Origin of the sequence: Idiomarina sp. T82-3 (assembly GCF_001577655.1) — a bacterium.
Taxonomy (GTDB): domain Bacteria; phylum Pseudomonadota; class Gammaproteobacteria; order Enterobacterales; family Alteromonadaceae; genus Idiomarina; species Idiomarina baltica.
In genome coordinates, this window is sequence record NZ_LSBQ01000017.1 from 39,172 (window position 1) to 57,461 (window position 18,290).

The window sequence follows — 18,290 nt, forward strand, 5'->3', positions numbered from 1 at the left end:
ATCAACTGTATTGGATCACGAAAAATCGCTCAAGCGAGTGACAAATACGTTGTTCGGATTTAGAAGCTCGAACCCGGCTGCTGAAGAAATACCAACTCCTCAGCGGTTGAAGAACGTCCGAGCACCTCATTGCGATGCGGATACCGGCCAAACCTATCAATGATTTCTTTATGTTTTAACTCAAATTTGTAGTTGTTTTCTAATCCTGGCTGGTCAAACAACGCCACGGCTTGTTCGTGAATTAGCGGAGATTCGCTGTGCATATAAGGCATATACAAAAACGCTTTTTGATCATTAGTTAACAGATCATCAGCTCCTTGAGCGACCGCCTCTTGGGCTAAAACCAGCGCCATTGCATCTTGACTAAATGCCCGCGCCGAATCACGAAAAATATTACGTGAAAACTGATCCAACATAATAATCTCGGCGAGGCGCCCTTCTGCGCTCTCGCGCCAGCGCCAGCATTCTCCCTGTGCTGCGGCTTTTAGCGTATCGCCAAAGCGTTGCTTGATAGTATTGTCCAACGTATCACTTTTAGTGAACCAGTCTTTAGGCGTCAGTTCCGAAAACCAAAAGTCGATGACGGTCTGTGGGCTCATGGTTAAGCTCCTCATTTAATGGGCAAATACACGTCGGTGATCATTTCACTCTCTGGGACGTCAGGGAAAAAACTTATCCGTTCAAAGTAAATCGGAAAATCTCTGATTTCATAACCTGAATCCGCTAGCCATTGCGTGTACAAAAAATTCACCACAATACCTATCGCGTCATCGCTACCCGTATGTCTCACTCGCGCACATTTGCCTGCAGGAATAACACTATCGACAACACCATAGTCATTGGGGTCAGCGGACTGCTCTGCGGAGCAACACAGATCAAATCGGTAGTCTTCCGGCGCCGTCGTATTGGGGTCATCATACACCAAGTTGAACGTTCGACTCTTACTCGGTGGAAGTCGATTCAGCTTGCGCCACTCAATAAACTTTTGAATCGTTTGTCCCAACCGATTTGGGGCGCCACGATGTGGCATCACAGCAATTGCAATTTCATCAACCTCAACCACATCGACATTAAAGTTATCGGTGTTACTCATTATGTTGTTCCTTAGCATTAATATGGGGTCGTATTGAGCGTGCCAAGGAGCCCAGTTCGGTGTGTCCCGAAAATCGGATGGGCTTTTGTCAAAATACTTTTTAAACGCCCGCGAAAATGCCTCGTGACTCTCGTAGCCGTTCGCCAGTGCGATATCCAAAATACTGCCATGATCTCTATAAGCGAGCTGATAAGCCGCCCGTTTAAGTCGCAGTAGCCGCACGAGCTTAATCACAGACATCCCAAAGAATGCCGAGCACTGGCGATGAAAATGGTATTTAGACAAATAGGCGTGCTGACATAACGCATTAACGTCAAGATCGGTATCAAGGTGTGTTTCTATGTAGTTGATCACTTCCAAAAACCGACGTTGATAGTTCGTCATACCGCACATTCCCCCTCAGCAGGTCATCATTAAAACCCAACTGAGGTTGTCAGGCTTGATTAAAATTGCTCAATTCACAACGTTCGATTAACACGCTGTTGCCACAGAAGGTTGCCATCTAAATCGTGCAGCGTGACACGGTATTCACCCTCATCAAGGTACAGTGGTCTTTTCTTATTGGCTTCCGATAAGACTCGATCAGCCACCACATCAGTACCCGCATAATAGGCTTGTAAAATGACGGCCGTACTCGGCGGCCAGCTATCCGTATCTGGGAGAAATGCCTCGCCTAGCAATCGGCGAAAGTAACTCGGGTTATCAGCGGGTGCCATAGGTACGCGGATTTGGCTATCGACCGGTTGCACGCTGCCAACATTCAGTACGTTACCATCATTTAAATACGTGTAGGTTGTGGTCGGGCTTTCATCAACCGGTTCAAAAGCACAAGCGGTGGTATCAACGCTAAAGGTTTCATAGCCATAGGTGTTATTCAAAAAATCACCCAGCACACGATAAGTTGTTGAGTCAGGTCCTCGCAGCGGCGCTTCCCCGACATGCCCCCAGCCAGCAAACAGCACAAACTTAGCATCCTTGGGCGCTTTCTTAATTTCAGCGACAACATGCTCGGCTTGTTGCTTATCCCTAAACTCAAAACGCTCTACAAAGCCGGCATCTTCAGGGACTGACTTCTCTGCCTCATAACCGAACACCTCAAAACCCAATTTCTGGGCAGTTTTAATCAAGTTAGACATCATCGGCTCTTGAGAATAAAAGCCGTCTTTACTCCTCTCGTTAGGCTCTAACGCCTCAAAACCAATATGAGTGAAACCTTGTGCTTTGAGCCACGGTAACCATGTCATCGTAAGCGTTCGTGATGCTGGATTAAAGTGGTTCTCGTTGATCATAAAAATCGATTCGTCAGCGAGCATCGACTTTACCCTCGCTTCGCCGGAGATTTTTTCATAACCGCCAACGTCATTACAAAATGGCGCGTTAGAAAAACGCTGTATCAAGTCATAGGCTTTATCAGGACGTCCCATAATCGAGTAGACCTGCGCCAACATTTGAGGTTGCTCAGAAAACTGCGACAAGATGCCGTTCACCTCACCCTTTCTTAACTGCTCAGGAAATTGGTCGAGCGACACCTCGTTGGCGTTTATTGATGCCGTTAATAAAAAAGGTATGAGAGCCAGAAGTAGCGCTAATTTATTCATGGTAAAGCCTAGTTTTTTGTTCTAATCACTATAAACGTATCACGTATCAACTAAACCCAAACATCATTCGCCGCCGTTTTACTATCCTCTTCGTCGCCAGTATTTACCACGCCACGAGGTTCAATTAATAACACGTGAGCTTCATGCTCAGCATAGGGTTTGTGCTCGACGCCTTTGGGTACGACGTACATTTCACCCTCGGATAACTCAACATGACCATCTCTAAAGTCAATACGCAGCTTACCCGCAAGCACAATAAAAGTCTCATCAGTATCTTTATGATCATGCCAAACAAAGTCGCCCTGCAGCTTGACCACTTTAAATTGATAGTCGTTCATCTCTGCAATGACCTTAGGCGACCACTGTTCGTTAAACAGACCTAGTTTTTCTTTAAAGTTGATAGCGTTGTGTGGCATTTGATTTCCTTATTAGTGTGCTTCATTGACTATGCCAGCCGAGACCCATTGGGTACATCCCTATCCACGGTCGACAGAACGACAAAGCCATCAGCTCGATGCAGTCCGGTCACTAAACACTCCGACATAAACGGACCGATTTGCTTTGGTGGAAAGTTGACGACCACTAACACCTGCTTACCGAGTAGCTCATCCGGTGTGTATAAGTCAGTGATTTGCGCGCTCGACTTTTTAATGCCAATTTTGTCACCGAGGTCGACCTGTAACTTATAAGCAGGTCTACGCGCCTCCGGAAAAGCTTGAACATCGACAATCGTACCAACACGAATATCGACTTTTTCAAAATCAGCCCAATTAATAGGTTCCATAAGTCGCCCTCAGTGATTTTTCCAATTACGCATTAATGAGTAGAGTTAATTACGCATCATTCTCTGCATTTACCAAATATAGCTTTAAACCACCCGTGTATTTAACAACGTAGTTGTACAGCAAAAACACGACTGCAAATGATAGGTAGGCGAGAATAAACATCAGTATCGGGGATAACAGCAGTAGGCCGATTTTCCAAACTAAACCTTGCACGGAAATTGAAATGATATAATCAAAAGAGACGGTCGTCTGAATGCCAAACACGAGAGCAATAAAACCAAATACTGATATAAATAAATTGATTATAAATGCGACAGCAGCAAGTACTTTTGCGTTTTGTTTAACGTCGATTTTTTTGAGCTCATACTCCATTATAATAAACCTTTATATTAATGACCTGCTTTCCAAACTATCTGTTTATGCATACTTTGACCAGTTAAAAATCGATAGCTCCTTCCTCGCGCCAAAGGCGCGAGCTACCTCTATGGGGCAGTCACAAGATTGACACACTCGCTTTATGGCTACATAATTTACTCATCCGATATATGGAATATAAAAATGTAAATTTTTTTGATCGGACTTTCAACTTAATAGGGATATAAAATGAAAAAACTAGCTTTAACCGCCACACTATTAGCTACTCTCGCCATGACAGGATGTGCTCAACGAATCGCTGACTTTACCTTGGCATCGACTAAAAACGTCGATCTCAATAACGGCCAATTTGCTAAAGGCGAGCGTGTAGAAGGGATCGACACAAAGTATATTGTTCTCGTTCCTTTAGGTGTACCAAGCGTGAAAGAAGCAGCCGACAGAGCAATTGAAACCAACCCTTGTGCTGTCGCATTGACTGATGTCACCGCGGACTCCGAAGCATTTGCATTTCTTTTCGGTTATGTGCAGTACAAAGTCGAAGGCGATCTCGTAATTGATACGAGCCGCAATGGTTGTAACGTTAATTAAAAGCAGCTCGTTCCTTGAGAGCCATCTTATTTACGATGGCTCTATTAGTTAACCTGTTCGTCACTGGCTTCCAAAAAGCCCAGTAATTACGCCAGCTTTAAGCACCTGCCTTGTGAAGTTTTCTGAGACAACCCTAAGTACTAGGGTACTTTATAGTCAATGCTGTAAGTGCAGCTGCACCCAAAAGGTCTCTCGTACATGCTAAAAATTATTTTATTAGTTATTGCTCTTTCACCGTTAACTGCGATGGGCTGCTCGTGTGTCAGCACAGCAAAAAGTATTAACGATGTCATTAACGAACATGATGCCATTTTCATGGGTGTTGCGCTTAAAACCGAAAAAACACCAGGTGACTGGCATACCTCATTTTACAAGACAAAAATAAAAGTAGAACAAATCTGGAAAGGTAATGGCATGCCTGCATCTGTTTTCATCAAAACTAACATCGAGACGTACTCGTGCGGCGGGCCTGCTCCTCAGGTTGGCAACCGATTTCTGATTTTTGCCCACAAAACTCAAGATAACTTGTATTTAACAGGAGGTTGCTCAACATTTATGGATCTCAACCAAGTCGAAAAAGATCTCGATTCTCTCAGTTCAGAACAACTGGCTGAGTGGCAATCGATGTTCTCAGAAATGTTTATAGCAATGGCGAGTGCAGAGAAATAAACAAGCAATGCCACGAGCTATAAATGTTGAATCCATCCTGGCGCCTAAGGCGCGAGCTACCCAAAATACTGAGGCAAAACGCCAATACCCAGCTCCTTGTGCACGGCCTTGTGACGTTGCGCGATTTTCATCACTAAAAAAGCGTCCTTATACAGTTACTGGGACCTCCAATCTGACGCGATAAAGGCGCCAGCGACAATTATCTTGGTCGCTCGCGCAGTTTACAGGACGCTTACGAATTTAGCTCCGCGAATCAGTCCAAGTATTCGGCAAGCTGCTTGGGCGTTTTTAAAGTTAATGCTGATAGGCGTCCGTTCGTCCCCCTTCTAGTTTTGTAACACCTCATTCAATGTAATAATTGTAAGCCAATTGCCCGAATGCCGCATTTCTAAGTGTTCGTTTACTTTCATAGAGGTATCTACTTGCAATGTAGAATCGCCTTCGAAAGGGAACTGACGCGCTGCATAACTTGTGCTGAAAGCTTTCCAGTAGCCAAAACCTTGATCAAATATCACTTCGATGGTTCGCCCGGAAGCCCATTTCAATTCAAGTTTGCGAGAATGTTGCAGCTCCTGCGGATTATCTTTCAGTGTAATTGTTGTGCAATTTGCACTTGGGCAAGTTCTGCTGATTAGCTGTTCCATAAATTCTCGCTGCTCGTAATCAAGGCTCCAGTCGTGGAATACCAAATGACCTACTATGTTCGCTTCAGATTTTAATGCTGTAATAGAAATTGATTTCGGCTCGCACCTATTGAACAACTTAATAAAACTCATAAGCATCATCACTGCCCATGGGCTTTTCAAATAGCGATCGGAATAGCTTATAGAAAGCAATGTGTCGTTTTTTATTAACTCTAATAATAACGGGAACTCGCGTTGAAGTAAGCCAACCATGCGGAGTGGCAACTGCAATAAAGCGCCATCAAGCTCCTGCTTAACATATACGATTTTCGTAGTAACTGCGCCTTCGTAATTACCCCAATCAGATGTATTACAAGGTGCTAGCTGTAATGTTGGAAACTCACTTGAACTAACCCAAACTGCATCATCATCGGTTAACCAATCGCCATTAATTTCAGTTGTACATTCCGAGTTACTTAACAAGCTGAATGTTTTGTCGCCTGCTATTAACTGAAAACCCAGGGCGACGCCTTTGGACAGACCAGTTTTCTCTCCATAACTTATTTCTACACCTAAATACTCAAGGTTTTTTAAAGTGCGTTTCAAATCATTAGCCAATACCTGCCTGCCATTCAAAGCTAAAGTTACACTAACCTTATCGATGGTAATTAGATTTAAAATAAAGGAACGAAACGTATCTGCACTGAGATCCCAGCGCTCAGTATCGCCATTCATTGGTAAAATGACGCGAATGGATTCGTTCGTGTGTTTGGCGCGATTTTTCAACATATGGAACGCACGTAAGACACCAGATGAGCAAAACGCTGCATCAGGAATTTGCTTAAATTCTTGTGGTAACTCAAGGTGTTCAAGAATTTGACTCTCGTCAAGCCAAGCGATAGCTGCCCGACGGTCTAGTTCAAAACGCTCGACACTTGAGTCATTGCCGGCTAAACAATGAGAACAGACCGTGTCACACTGGCTTGGACATTCAAGCTGCTTTTGGGTTGCGCGTAATAAGCCGACCAAGTCATCTATGGCAGTAATGACGAAACCAGCACCACCGCTTGCTTCATCAAACAATTGAATTACCATTCGTGGCGCACCATTCTCTAAATCCAGTTCTTCGCGCGTAGAAAAGCCAATTTCTGTTGGCGAAATACCTAATTGCTCAGCCAGCACCTCGCGCATTGCAATCGCCAACGTATCGGCCACCACATGGTGCTCATCACTCGTTGTTAACCACTGTTGTTGAAGCGGATTACGCAAGCATACTTCAAGCACGTCGGTGCGTACTTGATACCCAAGCGCAATATTTGATTTAACATGCCCACCCGAGCAAGATTCCTTAAAATCACCGGCAACAGCCCCACCTAATGGACGGTGATCTTTCAACACATCCAGTTCACTAGGAATCGTATCTGCCGCGGTCATTGATGCTGCACGACCACATGCTAAACATACTGCAAAGCCATAGCCATATTCACCTTTGGTGTGATGGAAAATTTGCCCATTGTGGCCGAACCTTACAAAGCCGCAATCTTTGTTAGGCAACGTAACCTGTTCGCCTACTAGGCTAACTCGAGGTTCAGCCACCGGAATAAACTTCTGAGTAAGAATATCGTTGCTTGTTGGCTTCCAAAAGTCGGTTAAAAACCCTGTGGGACGTAGGGTGCTCACCTTTTCACGCTCGGGAATTAGCGCGCGACATTGCGGATTCGAACAGCACAGATCGCGACTATTGGCATAAGCATTTTCACGAACACCTGTAGTACCGCACTTTTCACAACGCCAAGCTACCGCAAAATGAATGTCATCATTATTACCTGGATTCGTGAAATCTTTTATCACAATACCCTCTGAACGATAAGCGCGCCCATCAATAACTAACGTTGCGCCAGGTGCATATTCACGTAACGCAATATTGAGGCTGCGCGAAGGTTTTTCTTTGTTTACAAACACATTGTCTTCGCGTTCTTTGAATTCTTTTTGTCGTTTGCTTTCTTTAAAGTCTTCAATGTTTTTGTGATCCAGTTCGACCACATTCGTTGGGAACCCATGTCCGGGTAAAAACGTGCTGCTAATCAGCCCCTTCAATAAAAACTGACTGTTATGTGCGCTTAATTCAAACGCTAGTGCCCGCTTGTAGGGCTCATCCGTCGCGGTGTCATGCAAGGCTTGAATGCGCTGCCGCTCCTCCAACCATTCGGTTTGAATATCAGCTAATTTGTCTTTCGAGGCTAGAATTAATTGATTTAATGATTCACCTGCTAGGCTAGTTTGATTAATCACCGACTTAACGGCATCGGTAAACTCGTCGCGCGAATCATCCATCCATGCCAACATCGTTTCACATGCTGATGGTTCGCCACCAAAAAATGATTCTGCCGATAACCGCGTACGATCACCCTCATCAGGTAACGTTCTTAAGAACGCCGCTAACAGCACCGCATTAACGTGGCGCTGAACAATTGAGCGCGAACTCAGAATCACTTTTGGGGCAGGAATAGCTGTCACAAAAGGCCACATTGGGTTACGGAAAGCACGTTGGTTATGCGGGTCGGCTTTACACAAAGTATAAGCAATTGCCCGCGACTCTTTGCGTCGACCAGCACGGCCTGCTCGCTGCAAATAATTGGCTGGGTGCGGCGGCAAATTGTTCATCACAACGGCTGATACACCTCCAATATCGACGCCCATTTCCATGGTTGTTGAACAGTTTAAAACGTTGATATCACCTAACTTGAATAAATTTTCATAGTTTGACAATGTTTTTGCCGACTGCTGTGCCGAGTGTTCAGCTGTACGATAGTAGAAGCCCCCTTCTACAATACGATCACTTAGATTATTCCATACCCCTTTCACGCGCAATTCGCGCACTGTCGGATGAGTATGTAACTTCTCGCGTACTTCCCTAATTTTCGCAATACCAGACTCAAGAGAAGATAGCTCGGTAAAGTCGGGCATCGTAACCAGTTCACAGCGGTAATCAGCATCCGTAAGCTTGCGCGGGAGGTACGGCGTTAATCCTCTAAACGTGGTATCGATAAGCCTATATGTATTCGGACACAACCAAGCTTTACGTGGCAACGAAAAATTTAACGAAGATAATTCCAACTGGAACCCGTTACTGCCAGATTGCTTGAGTATTTGATGCTGCGTTAAATCCTTCCACGCCCGCATCAGCCATAAGTTAATTTTATCCTTGTCTTCAGCGCGATCGGCCGAAAGACCAGTTGCCAATTCAAGTAGTTTGACCAAGCGATTTTTATTCGCCGTTCGCACCTGCGGCCATTTTCTTATACGCGGGTTTTCTTGAATATCAGCGTTAGGCGAAAACAGAAACTTTTGCGTCGACAAGCTGCCCATCCAGTTCTGTAGATCATCGTCCATACGCATCATGCGGTTTTCTCGCACATAGAAATCCAATGCAACTTTTAGAAAGTTCTTCCAGTCATCGAGCGTAAGCTTGGAGCGCTCTCTCAAATTATCGGTTGCATTATGCGCATAGGTTTCTTCCCAGAATTGGGGGCAGCTGCGAACCTGCTCAAGACCCTCATAACCAACAGCAACTAACCCTAAGGTTTCGGTACTGATTTGCTTTTTTGGACGACGAGAAAATTCACGCATCATCAGCAACTGAGTAAGACGACGTGGTCCACCTTCATCCCCAAATAATCGCGGGTTTGCATACTTATTGTATTTTAACATGGCACTTTTAATGTCATGCTGCTCTATAAAGCGATTCTCCAAATCGGTATATAAAACATTTACCGTCTGAGGCTCTTGCTGTTCGTTAAGTAGTCGCTCGAGCTCTTGCTCTTTTTTACTTGCTTTGTCATGCTGCTTTGATTGCTTTGCGTACGCAATAACCATGCGAAGATCTTCAATTTTTTCGTTCACTTCAGCAGCTTTTTGTCCACCTATTAACTCTAGGTTCTTTTGTTGAAGTAATTGAAATACTAGACCACGAATACGCGAGCGTTCAGCCTCATGCTGCATGCGCACAGCCATTCGTGCTGTCCCTTGACGACTGTCAGTAAATGTAATGAGCTTCCTACCACGGCCTGGCAGCTCTTCTGGGCTGCGCTTGTTTGAATCTTTTTTGTCCGCATCAGGGCAAAACTCAAGAACGGTCGGCACCGCATTGGTTATGTAAAACGGTGCACCTAAATGTGCGCCACGATAAAAGTCACCTTTTGAATCCGTCTCACTAGCGCAAGCCGAACAGTTATCTATCTCGCCTACCCCTATTTTTATAGAAATGTACTCATCGTCAATAACAGCGAACTCGCTTGTTTGTCTATTAAGGCTTTGCAAACAATAATGTTCGTTTTCAGAGGTCACAGCACCAATCACAACATTGGAGCTTACGCCGCGTAAAATGCTTTCTTTTTCATCGTCGGCAGGAGTGTCATCACCATCATCTTGCTCAATGTTCAATGAAAACTCATCTACACCCCGAGAAACTCGATGAGTTAATTTTCCGCGTTGATCTGCTGCTAATAAATGCGGTTCACTGCACTCGTTACAAAATACGACTTCAAAAACTGGCGCTCCACAATCACAATGTGAGCGCTCTGTTACGTAAACGGTTCCAAACGGAAAACTATTGAGCTCGGCTGGCTTGACATTGCAGCTATGGTCAACGCAAGCCCATAAGCCATGCAGCATCCGTTGAAAAAAGTGTGCTCGAACCTTCAAAAACGGATCGCCTTGCTTATCGCCCTTCGTGCCTGTCATCACGTCTAACCAACTCAGAACTTCGACTTGTTGCTGTTGCAACGTTTTTCCTTCCAATAAAGGCGCTACACTCGCCACTAAGTCATCTAGTCGCTGAGGCTTGTCAGTATCAAGAATTGTCGCACGTAATTTACTCGCGATAGCGCTCGACGATAGAGCTTTGAAACGCGACGCAGATACCTCCTCAGCGCTGTCAATTGCATTGACGTCATCAAGTGTATACGGGGTTGACTGCTCTAGCCACCCACCGCTTAATTGAGGGGTAATTCGACGACCCGTAATGACCGAAACCTGCTCAATAGGAACACCGGCCAAGTCGGCCAAATAATGCTGAAGCTTTTCCTCTGCATTAGCATCAGCAATAGTTGCCGACGTCGCCACAAAGCGAATATCTTTCGACTGACGCCCAAACGCATTCACCACCCGCTTCAATAGCAGTGATAGCTCCGCTGCTTGCGAACCAACATAGGTGTGAGCTTCGTCCAATACAATCCAGCGTAGCGACTGCTGCTGCTTTGAAATTTCCAAAATAGGACTATCAACTTGACGTACCAGCATGTACTCAAGCATGGTAGAGTTAGTCATTAGAATCGGAGCAGGCTCTTTTCGTAGTAATTCACGCGATAGTATTTGGTTCTTCAATATCGCTTGGCGTTTACGCACTTCAGATTTGCTGGCCTTGTGCTCAGTTTTACCATTATATAAGCAAAAGCGAATATCGCCTTCAAACTGGCGTGTCCACGCATCGAGTCGCTCTTGCTGTGAGTTAATCAGCGCATTTAACGGATAAAGAAACAGTGCTCGAACACCAATTAATGCGCTCTGTGTTGCTTTTTGTTCGCGAATCAAGTCATCGAGAATGGGTACCATAAAGCATTCGGTTTTACCTGAGCCTGTCCCCGTAGTAATTACCGCTGAACGCGGTTTTTTATCGGTTAACACCTGCCAAGCTTCAACTTGGTGTTTATATGGTTTGATTGATTTATCGAACTCGTATTTAGGTGCTTCGTGCAACGTTTTAATTAATTGCGGATGCAATAATTCGGGGCTCAATTCGGCAAAACTCTTCTTTCCAGGCGTCCAGCCAAATGTATGTTCAAATACAGGATTGGCCAAAAAACTACCTTCTGCACCTAAACAATCGCTAAATTGCTTTTCAATATGCCGGCGAAGGCCTTCATTACGTATACCTAATACGCCCAACGTCGCTTCTTTAATCCGATTTTGAGATTGTTCAATTAATGCCTGGAAAAAATTCATGATTTACTCTTAATTTGGGTTATTATTATTAGCGATTAAATAAGCGGTGGTAGCTGCATGTACTGGCCTAAACCACATTTCACGACCAAAATCAGACAGATTTGTCACTGCAAATTTCAATTGCGATGTTGGCACACCTAAACTTTTCGGACTAGCTAGACCGGCTGTAATACAGGCAACAAACATCGGCAAATAAACCACCGCATCGGTGTAACCAATACTAGATACTTGCTTGAAGCCATCACCTAAACTCGACGCCATCACAAATGCTTTTAACTCATGTGACAAATCAATCGGCCAATTATCGTTTTCAGCAAAAAAACGCCGCAGTTCTTGATACCAGCATGGAATAATCCTCTCGTACGGATATTGACGAACGGCTTGTACATCACCGGTCTGTATATAGTCAGTCAAGTACTCAAACGCCGAGACGATATCTTTAAGTGCAACTTCGCGCTCTCGGACCGTAATGTCCGCGTAACTTTCAGGAACGCCTAACTTCATTATCGCATTAGCAAATAACGTTCGCGCTGATCGCCAAGTATCCACAGGAATAAATTCCCAGACAACCGCCAGCTCATCGCTAATGCGTTCACAAAACATTGAATCAAGTTCAAGCCGGAATACAGCTAAAGCAAGCGCATCACTATTGCACCCTAACGCGCGCCAGGCTTCGAAACTTGAGAGCGGAAGATGGCCGTATTTCCGCTTTAAAATACTTAAATAGTTCCAACCTGAGTGATTATAATCCACTGCCATTTTTTCGATCTGTTCGCGAATAAGGTTCGGGCGCTCTATTGGGTGAAAGAAATTACAAGCTGAGTGTAATGATGTTAAAGCGCCTAAATCAGCCGATTCCACCAAGGTTTCCACCTCGTCGCCCGGCTGAACATAGGGCCGAACTTTCAATTCAGCATCGGCATCTGAATGAACGATCCATGTTGTATTCGAACTGATCAGTTTATCCATTGCATAACGTCCAGTGGGTGTTTCAGCCGATAAAATTGGCTCAATAATTAGCGGATGCTGTTCAGGGTTAATTATATTAATTGCTCGTAAATTAATGGGAGCACGAATGTCATTACATTCATAGTCTTTAATAACAAGGTCATAGCCATCACGTTCCAAATACGCGTTATAACGCTGTATGATTACCCGCTTTAAAACCGTTTGACCTAGCTGAATAACTAACTGCACAGCCGCATCTTGATCGCTTAAATTACCAAGCAACTTGGTAATTTCTCGATGCATGCCAAACAAACTAATTTCAATCGGCAAATGATCAACAAATACGACATCATCTTTGACGTACTTAACCTGCCCTCTCGACATAACGTTTAAGGCAATATTAAAACGCTGTCTTTTGTCACTACTATTGGTTAATTGAATCCGATGCCCTAACAAGCCATCAAGCAGCAGTGATGTCCCCTCAAACGCGTCACCCATGGGGGTAATAATTCGTGCTCCAGCGACCGGAAATGGCACACGAAGTGTTACTGGTTTAGAACATTTGTCACTGCAAACATCCACGTTAAAAGAAACTGGAGCTTTGTTATCGCACGTGGTCAAACTGAATTTGCCGGCATCCAATTCATCAATGACAACATAGTTGGCTGCGCCATTGGCAACATTAGGCGTTACTTGGCAACGAGCCGAGGTCATAAACTGAATAAATGCTGGGGTTGCTGATCGAGCTGGCCGTGTACGAATCTTTAAATCGTGAGGAACGACACCGAAGGTCCGTCGAAATAGTGTTTTATCGAAATTGTCTTTTATAACCAACTGAACACGACCATAAATATTAGACAAATGGTTCAGGTTCAAAACACGCCTGTCATTGACGAATATGCGCAAATCTTCAAGTGCAAAGTTTGCGTCATCACTTAAGTTCAATTTAGGAAATTCAAAATAGGTGGTAATCGGTAAAGTCGACCAATTGGTTTCATGCCCTATCACTCGAATAAATGAACGTGGTTGCGCTTTACAAAGTTGGATCTCAAATTCATCATTATCGGCGTTTGTAATCAATGCATTCGACGACAATTCATACAATGTGCCGAAATCATAGACCTTAATCAAATTCGCAGCCGATTCACCTTTACCAAATTGGCACTGCTTCGGTAACCATAAACGGGCACTCGTTTCGGCGATAGAACAGGACTCAGAACCAGCGATGTACCAGCGATCAGCCTGCTCAGTAAGAACCAAAGGCGAAGCATCCAAATCAAGCAAACTATTTTCAATTGTGCGATTAAAAACAACACTACCATGTGAAACTAATTTAAAAGTAAGTGGCTCGGCACTGGCACTGCGCTTAACCTCAACTCGTGTTCGTTTGAAAGTTAACTGAATGCAGTCTTGCTTCTGATCGAGGCTAGCATATATCGGTGAGCCACGAAAAATAAGTCGGTTGCCTTCATAAATTAACGGCTCAAATCGAGTAGATATTATCTCTTGCTCACTGCGCTTAATTTTTAACTCCCGCGGGATAACCACTTCGGAAGTCACATCGACACCACGGTTTGATAATTGAAAATAATTGTCTGATGTGAATTCAGATAACAGCTCAGCTTGGCGCTTCTTCTCAAGTGCACTTTGATGACGGCTCTTCTCTGCTTGTATTAACCAATCGTTAATCAAGCGTCGCCCATTTTCAATATCTAACGGTATAGGAAAATCTTTATTCCACCCCTTAGCATGCTCATCCAAATATTCAGCTGGGTTTTTCACCTCTCGCAGCGGGTAAGCCTCAGTAAGCTTAGTTAAGCGTTCGACAATACCTGAGAGTAACTTAGCAGTATGAATAGTACGGAATACTTGCGGTAATTCTTCCTGATTATCTAACATCAATGACGTTAGCGACTTATCCATTGCGGCAATTTTATAATAAGCACCAATACCACGACGAATTGCCCGACCAAAACCATGAGTATCACTATTTAAGAGAGGCCATGGCAACCCTCCTTCAGCAAACAATGAACCTAAATACGATATCCGGTTCTCGGTTTTTATGGGCTCACGACGCCAAAAAGCTAATCCGCTTAGCGTGAGCTGAGCACGATTCTGTTGAGATATTTTCTGTGAAATCAAGTCTTCAATAGGCTTGGTTGAATATTCACCGGTGTACTGTCGACGATAATACTCCGCAACCAAAAGACAAAATGCTGCGCCCGTATAGTGTGGCAGTCCTTTCGGAGGGTGTTTAATGAGATTTGCATGAGTTAAAAGAGCGATAAGCTTCTGAAATTCGTCAGCTGTAACTTGGTAAGAATATAACGGATCGCCTTGCGGACCTTGAAATAGTTCTCGAGTAAAAAGGAACTCGTTCATCCATGCTTTGCAGTTATCCATGTTCTGATTATTATATTTTTGTAATTATGAAATAAATTTAAATTGAATCTTCTAGATGATCAACTCCAATTTATCACACATTATGTTTAAGTTATTATTTGAATTTAATTTCAATAAAGTACTCGCTTTCAACGAAGCTGGAGTTCGACCCATAAGTTCATACTGCTGGCAGTGACATTAGGTTTTTCCGTGGCATAATGACTGCAAATAATGGATAACAATAACGCTTACAATCAGGTTGTACGGGGACGTTAGAAAAAATGACAACGATTAGCCAGGACAGCATCAACAAAGCACTTTGGAACGCTTGTGACACCTTTCGCGGTACGATAAATGCCGGAACCTATCAAGACTTTCTTCTGACCATGCTTTTCCTTAAATACATCTCGGATGTGTGGCAGGACCATTACGACCAATACGTAGCCCAGCATGGTGATGAGCCTGAACTGATTGAAGAGATGATGAAGAGCGAACGCTTTGTGTTACCGCGTGATGCTAGCTTTTACGCGCTCTATGACCGTCGTTATGAGCCGGGTAATGGCGAGCGTATTGACCAGGCATTACACGCAATTGAAGAAGCCAACGGCACCAAGCTAAAAGACGCTGGTAAAAGTGTGTTCCAGGACATCAGCTTTAATACCGATAAGCTCGGTGAAGAAAAGCAGAAAAACGATATTCTGCGACACCTGCTCGAAGACTTCGCCAAGCCAGAGCTTAACTTAAAACCGAGCCGCGTTGGTTCACTGGATGTTATCGGTAACGCGTACGAGTATCTGATTAAACACTTTGCAGCCAGCGGTGGCCAAAAAGCCGGTGAGTTTTATACCCCACCCGAAATATCAGACTTAATTGCCGAGCTACTCGACCCGCAACCCGGAGACAGCATTTGTGACCCGGCTTGTGGCTCCGGCTCATTATTGATGAAGTGTGGTCGTAAAGTTGTCTCAAATCACGACAGTAAAGAGTATGCCCTGTTCGGTCAGGAAGCTATCGGCTCCACCTGGTCGTTAGCCAAAATGAACATGTTTCTGCATGGCGAGGACAACCACAAAATTGAATGGGGCGATACCATTCGCAATCCTAAGCTATTGGATAAAAACGGCGACCTGATGCTGTTTGATATCGTGACCGCCAACCCACCTTTTAGTCTGGATAAATGGGGTCATGATGACGCAGAGAACGACAAGTTCAGTCGCTTCCGTCGTGGCGTACCGCCAAAAACCAAGGGCGACTACGCGTTTATCCTGCACATGATAGAGACCCTAAAGCCCGGCAGTGGGCGTATGGGTGTCGTCGTACCACACGGTGTACTATTCCGAGGCTCCAAAGAAGGTAAAATTCGTCAGCAACTGATTGACGAAAATCTGTTAGACGCCGTTATCGGTCTACCGGAGAAGCTTTTCTACGGTACCGGCATCCCAGCCGCTATTCTGGTTTTCAAAAAATCAAAATCAGACGAGAGCGTCTTATTCATCGACGCTTCACGAGAATTCAAGTCAGGTAAAAACCAAAACCAGCTAAGCGACGACAACATTCAGAAAATCGTCGATACCTACCGCGACCGCGAAACCATCGACAAATACTCGTACCTGGCAACACTCGAAGAAATTCAGGAAAACGACTACAACCTGAATATCCCCCGCTACGTCGATACTTTCGAAGAGGAAGAAGAAATCGATTTGATGGCCGTGCGAGCTGAACGCCAAAATCTCAAAAGCGAACTTGATGAGTTGGAAAGCCAGATGGAGAAATATCTGGAGGAGTTGGGTTATGGTGCTTAAACCTTCTGACCTAGAAGAGTTACCAGAAGGCTGGAAAAATGTAGACTTAGGCTCGATTATGCAAGTCAGACAAGGTTTACAAATTCCAATATCTGAAAGGCTCAAAAAGCCTACGCCAACTGCTGTTGAGTATATAACGATTCAATCGATTAAAAATAAAAATCAAGAGCGCGAATACGTTGAGTCGCCCTCGAGAAGAGTTGTTTGTGAGGTCGATGACGTATTAATGACAAGAACAGGTAATACCGGAATAGTGATAACTGGTGTCGAAGGCGCTTTCCATAATAACTTTTTCTTGATGGACTTCGAACGCTCTCTAGTCAACCGGTTATTCCTAGTTAATTATCTGCGCTCTCCTAGGGTTCAGCATTTAATCTTAGTAAAAGCCGGAAGCAGTACGATTCCAGATTTAAATCACAGAGACTTCTACTCTATTCGTTTTCCTTTACCCCCGTTAGAAGAACAAAAGAAAATAGCCCAAATCCTCTCAACCTGGGATAAGGCCATCACCACCACCGAGCAACTGCTCGCCAACAGCCAGCAGCAGAAAAAAGCCCTTATGCAACAACTGCTCACCGGCAAAAAGCGCCTGCTGGATGAAAATGGTGTGCGTTTTAGTGGGGAGTGGAGTAGGTACAGGTTGAAGGACATTGGTAATACATTTTCTGGATTAGCCGGCAAATCAAAAGCAGACTTTGGAAAAGGTACGCCGTATATCCCTTACAAAAACATCTTCAAGAATTCCCGGGTCGACTTGAATGAGCTTGATTATGTTGAAGTGAATGAAGGAGAAAATCAGTCAGCCGTCAAATTTGGCGATATCTTCTTTACAACATCCTCTGAAATTATCGAAGAGGTAGGGATGTCTTCTGTACTTATAGACGATGTAGAAACTCTTTATCTAAACTCGTTCTGTTTCGGCTTTCGTTTAAATGACTTTGAAACACTAACCCCCCAGTTCGCACAACATTTATTTCGTAGCGAAAGCTCGAGGAGAAAAATTTCAAAGCTTGGTCAAGGGGCTACACGGTACAATTTATCCAAAAAGCAATTAACAACAAGATTCGAGTTCAAGGTGCCCCCAATCAATGAGCAAATTAAAATAGCATCAGTTCTATCAAACGCTGACAATGTGACAGCTCAATTAAGCAAACAGCTAGTGCGTCTTAAATATGAGAAGAAAGCTCTCATGCAACAATTGCTTACCGGAAAGCGCCGCGTAAAGTTAGATAAGGAGGCTACATGACAGTCACTCACGAACCAGAATTAACGTTCGAAGCAAGAGATGAATTTCGTCGTGAGCCCATCGCCTCACAGCTCATCAGGGGTTCTACCCCGTTTCTACGGACGGTTTAAAACGTTTGTAAACTTCCTGTCTTGATTCGCTACTCTACGTCGCATTCTTGGATTATGAAACCGCTCGA

At 44.2% G+C, this 18,290-nt stretch carries 12 protein-coding genes; 4 read left to right on the plus strand and 8 right to left on the minus strand.

Translation table 11 applies throughout. From position 1 onward, the window contains the following. Positions 1-59: 59 nt before the first annotated feature. The 6 genes from AWU56_RS10180 to AWU56_RS10205 all read right to left on the minus strand — a co-directional run bounded on the left by AWU56_RS10180 (position 60) and on the right by AWU56_RS10205 (position 3,848). Positions 60-599, minus strand: a complete 540-nt coding sequence (locus AWU56_RS10180; RefSeq protein ID WP_286682454.1) for a DUF924 family protein — start codon at positions 597-599, stop codon at positions 60-62. An 11-nt stretch (positions 600-610) separates the two neighbouring features. Further along, the gene (locus AWU56_RS10185; protein ID WP_286682455.1) at positions 611-1,477 is read right to left on the minus strand and encodes an AraC family transcriptional regulator; all 867 of its coding nucleotides are present in this window, start codon (positions 1,475-1,477) and stop codon (positions 611-613) included. 74 nt (positions 1,478-1,551) lie between these two features. Then, entirely contained in the window at positions 1,552-2,691 is a 1,140-nt protein-coding gene (locus AWU56_RS10190; RefSeq protein WP_286682456.1) for a TraB/GumN family protein, read from the minus strand. 50 nt (positions 2,692-2,741) lie between these two features. Further along, entirely contained in the window at positions 2,742-3,107 is a 366-nt protein-coding gene (locus AWU56_RS10195) for a cupin domain-containing protein (protein WP_006955661.1), read from the minus strand. Positions 3,108-3,136: 29 nt separating this feature from the next. After that, on the minus strand, positions 3,137-3,475 hold the full coding sequence (locus AWU56_RS10200) for a tRNA-binding protein (protein ID WP_286682457.1): 339 nt from the start codon (positions 3,473-3,475) through the stop codon (positions 3,137-3,139). Positions 3,476-3,524: 49 nt separating this feature from the next. Further along, positions 3,525-3,848 (minus strand): hypothetical protein, encoded by a 324-nt coding sequence (locus AWU56_RS10205; RefSeq protein WP_286682458.1) that lies wholly within the window; start codon positions 3,846-3,848, stop codon positions 3,525-3,527. Positions 3,849-4,079: 231 nt separating this feature from the next. Between AWU56_RS10205 and AWU56_RS10210 the strand changes: the two genes are divergently transcribed. Next, the gene (locus AWU56_RS10210) at positions 4,080-4,439 is read left to right on the plus strand and encodes a hypothetical protein (protein WP_286682459.1); all 360 of its coding nucleotides are present in this window, start codon (positions 4,080-4,082) and stop codon (positions 4,437-4,439) included. 198 nt (positions 4,440-4,637) lie between these two features. Further along, on the plus strand, positions 4,638-5,108 hold the full coding sequence (locus AWU56_RS10215) for a hypothetical protein (protein WP_286682460.1): 471 nt from the start codon (positions 4,638-4,640) through the stop codon (positions 5,106-5,108). Positions 5,109-5,434: 326 nt separating this feature from the next. On the opposite strand, the gene AWU56_RS10220 is transcribed toward AWU56_RS10215, so the two are convergent. Together AWU56_RS10220 and AWU56_RS10225 are read right to left on the minus strand one after the other, a co-directional pair. Then, entirely contained in the window at positions 5,435-11,734 is a 6,300-nt protein-coding gene (locus tag AWU56_RS10220; RefSeq protein ID WP_286682461.1) for a DEAD/DEAH box helicase, read from the minus strand. Positions 11,735-11,743: 9 nt separating this feature from the next. Then, positions 11,744-15,085 carry an STY4851/ECs_5259 family protein gene (locus AWU56_RS10225; protein WP_286682462.1) on the minus strand — a complete coding sequence of 1,114 codons (3,342 nt, stop codon included), beginning with the start codon at positions 15,083-15,085 and terminating at the stop codon, positions 11,744-11,746. A gap of 260 nt (positions 15,086-15,345) precedes the next feature. Between AWU56_RS10225 and AWU56_RS10230 the strand changes: the two genes are divergently transcribed. Further along, entirely contained in the window at positions 15,346-16,866 is a 1,521-nt protein-coding gene (locus AWU56_RS10230) for a type I restriction-modification system subunit M (RefSeq protein WP_286682463.1), read from the plus strand. Then, positions 16,856-18,112: a restriction endonuclease subunit S gene (locus tag AWU56_RS10235; protein WP_286682464.1), complete on the plus strand. Its 1,257-nt coding sequence runs from the start codon at positions 16,856-16,858 to the stop codon at positions 18,110-18,112. Before AWU56_RS10230 ends, AWU56_RS10235 begins: the two co-directional genes overlap by 11 nt. Positions 18,113-18,290: the final 178 nt, after the last annotated feature.

Bases quoted from the DNA above. Each gene is read 5' to 3' on its own strand.
- AWU56_RS10180 (WP_286682454.1), bottom strand. From the start codon at position 599: ATGAGCCCACAGACCGTCATCGACTTTTGGTTTTCGGAACTGACGCCT.
- AWU56_RS10185 (WP_286682455.1), bottom strand. From the start codon at position 1,477: ATGACGAACTATCAACGTCGGTTTTTGGAAGTGATCAACTACATAGAA.
- AWU56_RS10190 (WP_286682456.1), bottom strand. From the start codon at position 2,691: ATGAATAAATTAGCGCTACTTCTGGCTCTCATACCTTTTTTATTAACG.
- AWU56_RS10195 (WP_006955661.1), bottom strand. From the start codon at position 3,107: ATGCCACACAACGCTATCAACTTTAAAGAAAAACTAGGTCTGTTTAAC.
- AWU56_RS10200 (WP_286682457.1), bottom strand. From the start codon at position 3,475: ATGGAACCTATTAATTGGGCTGATTTTGAAAAAGTCGATATTCGTGTT.
- AWU56_RS10205 (WP_286682458.1), bottom strand. From the start codon at position 3,848: ATGGAGTATGAGCTCAAAAAAATCGACGTTAAACAAAACGCAAAAGTA.
- AWU56_RS10210 (WP_286682459.1), top strand. From the start codon at position 4,080: ATGAAAAAACTAGCTTTAACCGCCACACTATTAGCTACTCTCGCCATG.
- AWU56_RS10215 (WP_286682460.1), top strand. From the start codon at position 4,638: ATGCTAAAAATTATTTTATTAGTTATTGCTCTTTCACCGTTAACTGCG.
- AWU56_RS10220 (WP_286682461.1), bottom strand. From the start codon at position 11,734: ATGAATTTTTTCCAGGCATTAATTGAACAATCTCAAAATCGGATTAAA.
- AWU56_RS10225 (WP_286682462.1), bottom strand. From the start codon at position 15,085: ATGGATAACTGCAAAGCATGGATGAACGAGTTCCTTTTTACTCGAGAA.
- AWU56_RS10230 (WP_286682463.1), top strand. From the start codon at position 15,346: ATGACAACGATTAGCCAGGACAGCATCAACAAAGCACTTTGGAACGCT.
- AWU56_RS10235 (WP_286682464.1), top strand. From the start codon at position 16,856: ATGGTGCTTAAACCTTCTGACCTAGAAGAGTTACCAGAAGGCTGGAAA.